Origin of the sequence: Kitasatospora sp. NPDC059817 (assembly GCF_042731835.1) — a bacterium.
In the GTDB taxonomy this organism is placed as follows: Bacteria; Actinomycetota; Actinomycetes; order Streptomycetales; family Streptomycetaceae; genus Kitasatospora.
This window is the reverse complement of the sequence record NZ_JBHWIR010000007.1, coordinates 70749-82083: the sequence shown is the minus strand read 5'-3', so window position 1 is coordinate 82083 and position 11335 is coordinate 70749. Positions and strand designations below refer to the sequence as shown.

Here is an 11335-nt window from a genome sequence, read left to right as displayed (position 1 = left end):
AAGAGACCGCCGCCGGCCCAGGCCGCCGAGGCCGTAGAGGCCACCCCGGCCCCGGTGTCCGCCCCCGCTCCCGCTCCTGCCCCCGCGGCGCCCGCGCCCGCCCCGGCCGGGCAGCCCGCCGGGCCGGCTTCGGCCGCCGCGCAGCAGGGCGCGGCGCAGGTCCGGCAGCTGTGGCCGCAGATTCTGGAGGCGGTGAAGAACCGCCGCCGCTTCACCTGGATCCTGCTCAGCCAGAACGGCCAGGTGGCCGGGTTCGACGGCAGCGTGCTCCAGGTGTCCTTCATCAACGCGGGCGCCCGGGACAGCTTCGTCGGCAGCAACAGCGACGACGTGCTGCGCCAGGCGCTGACGGACGCGCTGGGTGTGGACTGGCGGATCGAGTGCATCGTCGACCCGTCCGGGGGCGGTTCCCTCGGCGGCGGTACGGCCGTCGGCGGCGGTGGTCTGGGCGGTGCCGCCCCGAGCGGTGGCGGCTGGGGGGCCCCGGCCCGTCCGGCGGCCGCCGCGCCGTCGGCTCCGGCTCCGGTGCCCGCGCCGGTCCGGTCGCAGCCGTCCCCGCAGGTGCAGGCCGCCCCGGCGCCCGCGCCGGTCCAGGCCCCGCCGCCGGTGGCCGCGCCGCCGGCCCGTCCGGTGCGCGCGGTGGCGCCGGAGGACGACGTCCCGGAGGAGGACGACCCGGACCTCAACGAGGAGGCGTTCTCCGGTCAGGAGCTGATCATCCGGGAGCTGGGCGCGACGGTTCTGGAGGAGATCCACCACCGCGGCAACTGAGCGACGGCCCGCCCCGGCAGCACGTAGGCTCGGCCGTGACGACGCGAGCGGGACTGCAAGCGGACGTGACCGCAGGCAGGACGGCGACGCAGGACAGCAAGCACGAAGCGAGGAGTGAGCCGTGTTCCCCGGTGGTGGCCAGCCCAACATGCAGCAGCTGCTGAAGCAGGCGCAGAAGATGCAGCAGGATCTCGCGCAGGCGCAGCAGGAGCTGGCGGAGACGAAGGTGAGCGGTTCGGCGGGCGGTGGCCTGGTCGAGGCCACGGTGACCGGTGCGGGTGAGCTGGTGGCGCTGACCATCGCCCCGGCGGCCGTCGACCCGGAGGACACCGAGACCCTGGCCGACCTGGTCCTGGCGGCCGTGCGGGACGCCAACCAGTCGGCGCAGAAGATGCAGGCCGAGCGCATGGGCCCGCTGACCCAGGGCCTGGGCGGGGGCATCCCCGGTCTGCCGTTCTGACCTGGGGGAGCCCCTGGACAGGGGTTTCGACCAGGCAGGTCTGAGGTCCTGAAGTTCTGAAGTTCAGACAACGGACCCATGTGATTTATGTGGGAGTCGGGCGTCGGGCGGTGTGTCCGGCGCCCGATTCGTTGGATGATGGCACCGGAGCACCACCGACCATCCGAGGGAAGGCGCGACGTTGTACGAGGGCGTGGTTCAGGACCTGATCGACGAACTGGGCAGGCTGCCCGGCGTCGGGCCCAAGAGCGCCCAGCGGATCGCCTTCCACATCCTGCAGTCCGACCCGACCGACGTGCGCCGTCTCGCGCACGCGCTGCTGGAGGTCAAGGACAAGGTCCGCTTCTGCGCGGTCTGCGGCAACGTCGCAGAGGCCGAGCAGTGCCGGGTCTGCCTGGACCCGCGCCGCGATCTCGGCGTCATCTGCGTGGTCGAGGAGTCCAAGGACGTCGTCGCCATCGAGCGCACCCGCGAGTTCCGCGGCCGCTACCACGTGCTGGGCGGCGCGATCAGCCCCATCGAGGGCGTCGGCCCGGACGACCTGCGGATCCGCGAGCTGCTGGCGCGCCTCGCGGACGGCACGGTCACCGAGCTGATCCTGGCCACCGACCCCAACCTGGAGGGGGAGGCGACCGCCACCTATCTGGCCCGGCTCTGCAAGCCGATGGGCCTGAGGGTGACCCGGCTGGCGAGCGGCCTGCCCGTCGGCGGGGATCTGGAGTACGCGGACGAGGTCACCCTCGGTCGTGCCTTCGAAGGGAGACGACTGCTCGATGTCTGACCGGACGCTCAACCAGCAGCCCCACACGCCCCACCAGCCGTCCCACGGGCAGGCCCACCAGCCGGCCCCCGGACAGCCGCACGGGGAGCCGCAGAGCCACCCCCCGCACATCCATGCGCACGGTTCGGAGCCGGACGACTTCGCCGTGCAGATCGCCGACTCGGTGGAGAGCTTCGTGCTCGCCGTCACCGAGGTCGCCAAGGGCGACGAGCCGGGCAGCGCGGTCTCGCTGCTGCTCCTGGAGGTCTCGCAGCTGCTGCTGGCCGGTGGCCGGCTGGGCGCCATCGAGGACGTCGTCCCGGAGGACCGCTTCGAGCCCGACGCCGGGCCGGAGCCGGACGGCGAGCAGCTGCGCGAGCGGCTGGCCGAGCTGCTCGCGCCGATCGACGTCTACCACGAGGTCTTCGACCCGTACGGTCCGCCGGAGAAGCCGAACGCCTTCCGGATCTCGGACGACCTGGCCGGCGTGGTCGGCGAGCTGCAGCACGGGCTGACCCACTACCGCGAGGGCCGGGTCAGCGAGGCGCTGTGGTGGTGGCAGTTCTCGTACCTCTCCAACTGGGGCACGACCTGCACGGCGGTGCTGCGGGCGCTGCAGTCGTTGATCGCGCACGTCCGGCTGGACAGTCCGATCGGCGCGGTGCCGGACGGCGCCGACACCGACGACGACGGGCTCACCGACGAGCAGCTGGAGCAGCAGGCCGGCGACCTGATGGCGGCCGAGCTGGGCCTCGGGCGGTAGCACCGCCCTCCGGTGCCCGTGCCCTTCCGGCACGTCCGTGCGATTCCGGCACGCCTGAACGTCGCCCCGGCGCGCGCCGGTTTTCGGTGCGCCCCCGGCGGTCATCGGCTGATTGTGACGAATGCCTCAGCATTCCGCGCGGAAAAGAAATCCCGACGGATCGCCGTCCGTTGATCCGCCGATTCTTCGGGGCGGTGGCGAATTGCCCGCAGACCTGCCGGTGGTGCCGCCCGTTTCGCCGACCACCTGCTGAAACGGGCGTCTCATCATATGGAAAGCGCCGGTTGTGGCACCCCTGCTCGGTAGACTGGCGCCGACCGCACAGCCCCTTTTCCCCGGGGGTGCGGGGGCCTGGTGCCCCCGGAAGACGACACAAGTCGAGGAGCGCACGTGGGCCTTGTCGTGCAGAAGTACGGCGGCTCATCCGTTGCGGATGCCGAAGGCATCAAGCGCGTTGCCCGCCGAATCGTTGACGCCAAGAAGGCCGGCCATGAGGTCGTCGTCGTGGTGTCCGCAATGGGCGACACGACGGACGAGCTCATCGAACTCGCGGAGCAGGTGTCACCGCTTCCTGCCGGCCGTGAGTTCGACATGCTGCTGACCGCTGGAGAGCGCATCTCCATGGCGCTGCTGGCCATGGCGATCAAATCGCTGGGGCACGAGGCGCAGTCCTTCACGGGCAGCCAGGCCGGCGTCATCACCGACTCCGTCCACAACAAGGCGCGCATCATCGACGTGACGCCTGGTCGCATCCGCACCGCCCTGGATGAGGGCAACATCGCGATCGTGGCCGGCTTCCAGGGCGTGTCGCAGACCAGCAAGGACATCACCACGCTGGGCCGCGGCGGCTCGGACACCACCGCCGTCGCCCTCGCCGCCGCGCTCAAGGCCGAGGTCTGCGAGATCTACACCGACGTGGACGGCGTGTTCACCGCCGACCCGCGCGTGGTGGCGAAGGCCCGCAAGATCGACTGGATCGCGTACGAGGACATGCTGGAGCTGGCGTCGTCCGGCTCCAAGGTGCTGCTCGACCGCTGCGTGGAGTACGCCCGGCGCTACAACATCCCGATTCACGTACGCTCGTCCTTCTCGGGTCTTCCCGGGACGATCGTCAGCAACGAGAACCCGCACAAGCCCGAAGGGGGCGAGATGGAGCAGGCCATCATCTCCGGAGTCGCCCACGACACGTCCGAGGCCAAGGTCACGGTCGTCGGCGTGCCCGACAAGCCGGGCGAGGCGGCCCGCATCTTCCGCGCCATCGCGGATGCCGAGGTCAACATCGACATGGTGGTGCAGAACGTCTCCGCCGCGTCGACCGGGCTGACCGACATCTCCTTCACCCTGCCCAAGGCGGAGGGCCAGAAGGCCATCGACGCGCTCGGCCGGGTCAAGGAGGGCATCGGCTACGAGTCGCTGCGCTACGACGACGCGATCGGCAAGATCTCCCTGGTCGGCGCGGGCATGCGCTCGAACCCGGGCGTCACCGCCGCCTTCTTCGAGGCGCTGTCCGCCGCGGGCGTCAACATCGAGCTGATCTCCACCTCGGAGATCCGCATCTCGGTCGTCACCCGCGCCGAGGACGTGCCGGAGGCCGTCCGCGCCGTGCACAGCGCCTTCGGACTGGACAGCGAGACGGACGAGGCCGTCGTCTACGGAGGCACCGGGCGATGACCCGGCGGCCGAACCTCGCCGTCGTCGGCGCCACCGGCGCGGTCGGCGAGGTGCTGCTCGGCCTGCTCTCCCTGCGCCAGGACGTCTGGGGCGAGATCCGACTCGTCGCCTCCCCGCGTTCGGCCGGCCGCAAGCCGGTCGTGCGCGGGGTGCCGGTCGAGGTCGTCCCGCTGGCCGAGGAGGCCTTCGAGGGGATCGACGTCGCCGTGTTCGCCGTCCCCGACGAGGTCTCCGCCCAGTGGGCGCCGATCGCGGCCGCCAAGGGCGTCGTGGTGGTCGACGACTCCGCCGCCTTCCGTACCGCCGAGGACGTGCCGCTGGTCGTCCCCGAGGTCAACGCGGCCGCGCTGCGGCTGCGCGCCCGCGGCATCGTCGCCAGCCCGGCCAGCACCACCCTCGCGATGATCGCGGCCCTCGGCGCCCTGCACGCCGAGTACGGGCTCGCCCAACTCGTCGTCGCCTCCTACCAGGCCGCCTCCGGCGAGGGCCGGATCGGCGAGGCGGCGCTGCGCGAGCAGACCGCCCTGGTGGCCGGCACCGAGGTCGGCCGGCAGGCCGGCGACCTGCGCGCGGTGATCGCCGACCACGGGCCGTTCGCCGCCCCGCTCGCGCTCAACGCGGTGCCCTGGACCGGCTCCCTGGTGGACGGCGGCTGGTCCTCCGAGGAGGTCGGCATCCGCGCCGAGGCCCGCAAGATCCTCGGCCTGCCCGCCCTCAAGGTCTCCGCGACCTGCGTCCGCATCCCGGTCGTCCGCACCCACGCGCTGGCCGTGCACGCGCTCTTCGAACGCGAGGTCACCCAGGAGCACGCGCAGCAGATCCTCCGCGACGCCCCCGGGGTCGTGCTGTACGACGACCCGGCGGCTGGCGAGTTCCCCACGCCGAACGACGTGGTCGGGACGGACCCGGTCTGGGTCGGGCGGGTGCGCCGGGCCCTCGACGAGCCGGCCGCGCTCGACCTCTTCCTCTGCGGCGACAACCTGCGCAAGGGCGCGGCGCTCAACCTGCTGCAGATCGCGGAACTGGTGGCCGGTGAGCTGACGGTGACACAGGAAGGCGCGCCGGAAGAGGCGTAGGAGGAAGCACAGGGGGAGGCCCGGGAAGAGGCCTGGCAGGAGGCCCGGGAGAGACCCTGGAAGGCCTGGAGCCGCCCGCTCCCGGGCCCGTCCGGCCCCCGATCCGGGGAGGGCGTGTCCGCTCCTCGACACAATCTGTCCGGAATCCCGATGGAATCCCCTGGAGGCCTCTTCCGCCGATGCGGAAGAATGGCCCCCGGGCTGGGCAACCATGACAGGGGATCGAGTGTCCAACGGGCGTGGCGAACGTGATGGTGGGAGCAGGGGCGGGCATCCCGGCGAGATCCGTGGTGGCCTTCCCCTCGCGCGCCCCGTGGCCGGCGAGTAGGCCGGAAGACGACCAGATGACCGCGGTCGCACCCGGTGCGGCGGGCTCCGGTGCCGGTACCGACGCGGGTACCAGCGAGGACCTGCTCACCGAGACCTACCAGGCCCACTACGGCTCCCTGCTGCGGCTCGCCGCGCTGCTCCTGGACGACCTCTCGACCTGCGAGGACGTCGTCCAGGAGGCGTTCATCCGGGTGCACGCCGCCCGGCGCCGGGTCCGCGAGCCCGAGAAGACCCTGGCCTACCTGCGGCAGACCGTCGTCAACCTGTCCCGCTCGACCCTGCGCCGACGGATCCTCGGCCTGCGCCTGCTGCCCAAGCCCATGCCTGACATGGCCAGTGCAGAAGAAGGCGCTTACGATGCGCTGGAGCGCGACCAGTTGAAGGCCGCGCTGCGTAATCTGCAACGCCGTCAGCGGGAGGTTCTGGTGCTGCGTTACTTCGTGGACATGACGGAGGCGCAGGTCGCCGAGACCCTCGGCATCTCGCTCGGATCGGTGAAGGCCTACGGCTCGCGCGGACTCGCCGCCCTGCGCACCCAGATGGAGGCCGGACATGGCTGACGGCGCCGGGCGGCGACCCTCGGGCGGTGAGGGCGACGGGCTCTCCGCCGAGGAACGCAGCGTCCGCGACCTGATGCGCGGCGCCGTCGCCGGCATCCAGCCCGAACCCGGCGGCCTGCCGCGGATCCGGTACGCCGTACCCCGCCGCCGGGCCGCCCGGCGCGGAGCCTGGACCGGCGCCGCCGCCCTCGCCGTCGCCGTCGCCGTCGCCCTGCCCGCCCTGCACGACGGGGAGCACCTCGGACTGTCCGGCGGCCCCGGCTCGGCCGCCGCCAGCAGCCCGGCCGCCGCCGCCCCGACCGGCACCAGGACCGGCAGCGCCCCCGGCACCGGCACACCTTCGCGGCCCGGCCCCAGCGGCACCGGCGACACCGCGTCGCCCTCCGGCACCCCCACCGCCTCACCCAGCCCCGGCGCCAGCACCACCCGCGCCGACGGCACCACCGCCCCGCCCGCCCCCGCCGCCAGCACCGGCGACAGCCCGATCACCCCGCTCTGCACCCGGGCCGACCTCGGCCAGGGCGGCGCACAGGTCGGCCCGGCCGCCGCCGACGGCCGGATCCACGGCTCGTTCACCGTGTACAACGTCTCCGGCCGCAGCTGCCGGCTCGGCGGCCCCGGCGCCGTCGCCGTCACGGCGGTGAGCGGCACCGACCGCAGCCGCGTGCGCACCGCCGACCACGCCGCCGGCGACCCGGCCGGCGACCTGCCTGCGATGGACGCGGAGCCCCCCGTCCTCGCCCCGCAGGCCGGCTACCGGGTGCCGTTCGCCTGGGTCCCCGACCGGACCTGCCCCACCCCCGGCGCCAGCACCGCCAGCACCGGGCCCACCAGCCAGGGCGGCGCCAACCCGGCCGTCGGCGCCTCCCAGGCCCCCGCCGCCGCCACCGGTGCCGCCCCGGCGGCCTCGGACGCCTCGGCGGCCCCCAGCACCAACCCCCAGGCCAGCTCGTCCCCCAGCGCCGGGCCCACCAACGCCCCCAGCTCCACCCCCACCCCGACCGGCAGCCCCACCACCGCGCCGGCCACCGCGACCATCGCCCACACCCCCGCCCCCGGCAGCCCTGCCGTTGCCACCGCCACCTTCGCCGTGGCCTGCGGCGGCACCCTCTACCGCGGTGGCGTCCAGGCGGTGGGCGCACCGGCGCCGCAGCCGTCGGACACGCCCCCGGCGGGCTGACGGGCTTCGCGCTCCGGCGGTGGTCCGCGGGCGGGTGGTCGGGGTCGGACAGGCGGGGTCGGACGGGCGACCAGCCGGGCCGTCGTGGCCGATGGCGGACCCCTATGGCGGACCCCTGCGGCCGGGACGGGTGTGAGGAGTGGTTACCGTGGGGGTGTGTACCGGTTCCTCCTGACTCCGCGCTGGCTCGGCGGCACCGCGCTGGCCGTCGCGGCCGTGGCGGTGTGCGTCTGGCTGGGCTCCTGGCAGCTCGGCCGGTTCGAGGACCGGTTCTCGTCGCACCAGGAGACCAAGCAGACCGTCACCGCTTCGAGTGATGTGCGGCCGATCGACGACCTGCTCAACCAGGCCACCCCGCAGGTGACCACCGAGACCGTCGGCAAGCCCGTCACCGTGACCGGCAGCTACGACGCGGAGCACCAGCTCCTCGTCCCGAACCGGGTGGTCGACGGCAAGCAGGGCTACTACGTGCTCACCCCGCTGCGCACCGCCGACGGCCGGTTCGCCGCCGTGGTCCGCGGCTGGGCGCCCGGCGCGCCCGCCGAGGGCGCGTCCGTGGCCGCGCCGCCGCCTCCCGGCCAGGTGACCGTCACCGGGCGGTTGCAGGCCGGTGAGTCCAGTGGCAGCAACGGCGCCGTGGCGGGCGGTCTGCCGGCCGGTCAGCTCGGCACGGTCAACCGGGCGGCGCTGCTCAACGCGCTCGCGTACGACGGCTGGTACGACGGCTGGGTGGCCGCCGACGCGGTGTCGGCCGGGCTGACCCCGGTGCCGACGGTCCAGCCGCAGGGCGGCGACGGGCTCACCCTGCGGGCGTTCCAGAACCTCGGCTACACCCTGGAGTGGTTCGTCTTCGGGGGCTTCGTCATCTTCATGTGGTTCCGCTTGGTGCGCCGCGAGGGGGAGGCGGAGCAGGACCGGGCCCTCGGACTGGACCCGGTCCTCGACTGACCTCCGCGGTTCGGCGCCCCTGCTCGGCCCGCCCCCGCTCGGCCGGCCCGCCTCAGCGGGTTGGCTTGCCGGGGGCGGACGGGGCGGACGGCAGGGCCGGGACGACCGGTGCGGTCGTCGGCTTCCCGGGTGCCGTCGGGGAGGACGGCACCGGCGTCGGCGACCCGGTGAACGCCGGCTCGTCGTGGCACCGGCCGTGGCCGCCGCTCACGTCGTCGTTCGAGTCGTAGTGGTCGATGTGGTGGTGCACGGTGCGCCCGGTCTTCGTCCCCTTGGAGCCGGAGCCCTTGGAACCGGAACCCTTGGAGCCGGAGCCCTTGGAGCCGGAACCCTTCGACCCGGACGAGCCCTTCGACCCGCTGGATCCCTTGGCGAGCGGGACCGCGTCCTCGCCCGCCGCAGGCGCGTACGCCGCTCGGGCGACGGCGGCCCCCGGCCCAGCCGCGTTCGGCCCCGCCGCGCTCGCGCGGGTCGCGGTGGCGGCCGGTGCGGTTGGTGCGGCTGCTGGGGTCGGTGCGGCCGTGGTCGGCGTGGGGCTGGGCACCGCGGGGCCGGCCGGGGGCGGGCAGGCGGCCTCGGCGCCGTGCCCGCCCGAGCAGCCGGTGAGCACCAGGGCCCCGGCCACCGCCACTCCCGCGAGCGTCAGCAGACGCCTCACACCGTCTCCCCGTCGCCGGCCCTGTCGTCAGCCCCGGTCCCGGTTCCGGCCTCGGTTCCGGTCCCGGCCTCCGACGCCGCGGCGAGGTGCCGTCGGACGAAGTCGATCTCCAGCCGCAGCTGCTTGATCCGCTCCTCCACCACCAGCGACCCGTGCCCGGCGTCGTACCGGTAGACCTCGTGCGGCTTGCCCGACTGCTCCAGCCGCTCGACGTAGTTCTCGATCTGCCGGATCGGGCAGCGTGGGTCGTTGACCCCGGCGCTGATGTAGACCGGCACCCGCACCTGCTCGACGTAGCTGAGCGGCGAGGAGGCGGTGAAGCGCTCCGGGACCTCCTCCGGGGTGCCGCCGAAGAGGGTGCGGTCCAGCGACTTGAGCGCCTCCATCTCGTCGGCGTACGCGGTGTGGTAGTCCGCGACGGGTACGGCGGCGACGCCCAGCGTCCAGCTGTCCGGCTGGACGCCGATGCCCAGCAGGGTCAGGTAGCCGCCCCAGCTGCCGCCGGTGAGCACCAGCCGGCGCGGGTCGGCGAGGCCGCCGGCGACCGCCCACTCCCGGACGGCCGCGATGTCCTCCAGCTCGATCAGGCCGACCCGCTCGTGCAGGGCGTCGGTCCAGGCCTGGCCGTAGCCGGTGGAGCCGCGGTAGTTGACCCGGACCACCGCGAAGCCGTGGTCCAGCCAGGCGGCCGGGCCGGCGGCGAAGGAGTCGCTGTCGTGGTGGGTGGGGCCGCCGTGGATCTCGAACACGGTCGGGAAGGGGCCCTCGCCCGCCCCGGTCGGACGCTGCACCAGGGCGTGCACCCGCCCGCCGGGCCCGTCCACCCAGACGTCCTCGACCGGTACGGAGCCGGGCGGCACCGCGCCGGGCGCCCGCAGCACGACCGTCCCGGCGGTGGAGCGGACGGCGGAGGGCTCGGCGGCGGAGGACCACAGGTACTCGACGGTGCCGTCCGGACGGGCGGTGGCGCCGCCGACGGTGCCGCGCGGGGTGTCCAGCCGGGTCAGCCGACCGTCGGCGAGCGTGTACGAGAACAGTTCGCTGCGCGCCTCGTACTCGTGCTCGACGAGCAGCGCCTCGGCGCCGGGGCACCACTGCGCGGAGACGTCGCCGGGCAGCTCGCGCCCTTGCTCGTCGCGCAGCGGCAGCGCGGTCTCGGCGCCGGTGACGACGTCCCAGATCATCGGCTCCCAGCGGCCGGTGCGCTGGTGGGCCACCAGCAGCCGGGTGTCGCCGTCGACCGGGGCGAAGCCGAGGCAGGCGACGCCGCGCGGCTCGTCCCGGCCGGTCACCTCGTCGAGTTCGGCGACGGTTTCGACGGTTTCGGCGGTTTCGGCGGGCTCTACGGGCGCTACGGGCTTGCTCGTCGTGCCACTCGTGCCGCTCGTGCCGTCGGAGAGGCGGACGATCCGGATCGCGGAGTGCATCGCGTCGCCGTGCTCGGTGTGGTCGATGGCGAGCAGCGTGCCGTCGTAGCTGAGGTCGCCGACGCCGCCGTACTCCGCGTGCCGGTAGATCTCGACGGCCTCGGCCGCGCCGGGGCGGCGCAGGTGCAGGGTGGTGCCGTCCTCGTCGGTGGAACGTCCGACGACCACCGTGCCGTCGCGGCCGAGCGCCAGGCCGGCCGAGTAGGAGGGGGCGAGGCCGGGCACGGCCTCCTCGTCGGTGGTGCCGGCGCTGCGGTCCGCAGGCCCGCCGGCGAAGGGCTGGCGGCGCCAGACGCCGAACTCGTCGCCGTCGTGGTCGTCGAACCACCACACCCAGGAGCCGTCGGGGGACAGCTCGGCGTCGGTGGTGCCGTTCGGCCGGTCGGTGACCTGCCGGTGGGTGCCGGTGACCCGGTCCCAGGCGTAGACCTCGTAGGTGCCGGTCGCGTTGGACACGTACAGCGCCCGGTCGGGGGCGTCCTCGGCCCAGTCGGGGAGTGACACCCGTGCTGCCCTGAACCGCTGCTCCCACGCCGGTACGGCGCTCTTCTCCTCGCTCATCCGACCATCCAACCCGATCGGGGGGACAGAACGGAACGGGCGGGGGACGGAACGGGGCGGGCGGGTGGCCGCAGCTCACCCCCGCGCCCCCCAGCCCCCCCCCCGCCCCGGCCTTACCGCGTGCCCCCGCGTTACAGTGTGTCCCTGCCCGCCCCGGCGCCCGCGCGGGC

General features: G+C 74.2%; 10 protein-coding genes and 1 pseudogene. 9 read left to right on the top strand and 2 right to left on the bottom strand.

Annotation, left to right across the window (positions count from 1 at the left end):
* The 9 genes and pseudogenes from ACFV61_RS02890 to ACFV61_RS02850 form a co-directional block, all read left to right on the top strand.
* Nucleotides 1-771: pseudogene (locus ACFV61_RS02890) on the top strand (DNA polymerase III subunit gamma and tau); the annotation flags it as partial.
* A 121-nt stretch (nucleotides 772-892) separates the two neighbouring features.
* Nucleotides 893-1231 (top strand): YbaB/EbfC family nucleoid-associated protein, encoded by a 339-nt coding sequence (locus tag ACFV61_RS02885; protein ID WP_063348649.1) that lies wholly within the window; start codon nucleotides 893-895, stop codon nucleotides 1229-1231.
* 181 nt (nucleotides 1232-1412) lie between these two features.
* Nucleotides 1413-2012, top strand: a complete 600-nt coding sequence (gene recR / locus ACFV61_RS02880; RefSeq protein ID WP_063348650.1) for a recombination mediator RecR — start codon at nucleotides 1413-1415, stop codon at nucleotides 2010-2012.
* The gene (locus tag ACFV61_RS02875) at nucleotides 2005-2754 is read left to right on the top strand and encodes a DUF5063 domain-containing protein (protein WP_244293422.1); all 750 of its coding nucleotides are present in this window, start codon (nucleotides 2005-2007) and stop codon (nucleotides 2752-2754) included. The genes recR and ACFV61_RS02875 overlap by 8 nt, the downstream gene beginning before the upstream one ends.
* 390 nt (nucleotides 2755-3144) lie before the next feature.
* Complete coding sequence (locus ACFV61_RS02870; RefSeq protein ID WP_063348651.1) at nucleotides 3145-4425, top strand: aspartate kinase; 1281 nt, start codon at nucleotides 3145-3147, stop codon at nucleotides 4423-4425.
* The gene (locus ACFV61_RS02865) at nucleotides 4422-5501 is read left to right on the top strand and encodes an aspartate-semialdehyde dehydrogenase (protein WP_063348652.1); all 1080 of its coding nucleotides are present in this window, start codon (nucleotides 4422-4424) and stop codon (nucleotides 5499-5501) included. The genes ACFV61_RS02870 and ACFV61_RS02865 overlap by 4 nt, the downstream gene beginning before the upstream one ends.
* 344 nt (nucleotides 5502-5845) lie before the next feature.
* Nucleotides 5846-6391, top strand: coding sequence for a SigE family RNA polymerase sigma factor (locus tag ACFV61_RS02860; RefSeq protein WP_380335561.1), 546 nt, complete (start codon nucleotides 5846-5848; stop codon nucleotides 6389-6391).
* The gene (locus ACFV61_RS02855) at nucleotides 6384-7571 is read left to right on the top strand and encodes a hypothetical protein (protein ID WP_380427640.1); all 1188 of its coding nucleotides are present in this window, start codon (nucleotides 6384-6386) and stop codon (nucleotides 7569-7571) included. Before ACFV61_RS02860 ends, ACFV61_RS02855 begins: the two co-directional genes overlap by 8 nt.
* Before the next feature lie 156 nt (nucleotides 7572-7727).
* On the top strand, nucleotides 7728-8519 hold the full coding sequence (locus tag ACFV61_RS02850; protein ID WP_063348655.1) for an SURF1 family protein: 792 nt from the start codon (nucleotides 7728-7730) through the stop codon (nucleotides 8517-8519).
* 52 nt (nucleotides 8520-8571) lie between these two features.
* Here the strand turns inward: ACFV61_RS02850 and ACFV61_RS02845 are convergent, their stop codons facing one another.
* Nucleotides 8572-9177, bottom strand: coding sequence for a hypothetical protein (locus ACFV61_RS02845; protein WP_380489709.1), 606 nt, complete (start codon nucleotides 9175-9177; stop codon nucleotides 8572-8574).
* On the bottom strand, nucleotides 9174-11165 hold the full coding sequence (locus ACFV61_RS02840; protein WP_380489707.1) for a S9 family peptidase: 1992 nt from the start codon (nucleotides 11163-11165) through the stop codon (nucleotides 9174-9176). The genes ACFV61_RS02845 and ACFV61_RS02840 overlap by 4 nt, the downstream gene beginning before the upstream one ends.
* Nucleotides 11166-11335: the final 170 nt, after the last annotated feature.

What these genes read in the sequence shown, in the direction of transcription:
- ACFV61_RS02865 (WP_063348652.1), top strand. Translation starts at nt 4,422, where the DNA reads ATGACCCGGCGGCCGAACCTCGCCGTCGTCGGCGCCACCGGCGCGGTC.
- ACFV61_RS02860 (WP_380335561.1), top strand. Translation starts at nt 5,846, where the DNA reads ATGACCGCGGTCGCACCCGGTGCGGCGGGCTCCGGTGCCGGTACCGAC.
- ACFV61_RS02855 (WP_380427640.1), top strand. Translation starts at nt 6,384, where the DNA reads ATGGCTGACGGCGCCGGGCGGCGACCCTCGGGCGGTGAGGGCGACGGG.
- ACFV61_RS02875 (WP_244293422.1), top strand. Translation starts at nt 2,005, where the DNA reads ATGTCTGACCGGACGCTCAACCAGCAGCCCCACACGCCCCACCAGCCG.
- ACFV61_RS02840 (WP_380489707.1), bottom strand. Translation starts at nt 11,165, where the DNA reads ATGAGCGAGGAGAAGAGCGCCGTACCGGCGTGGGAGCAGCGGTTCAGG.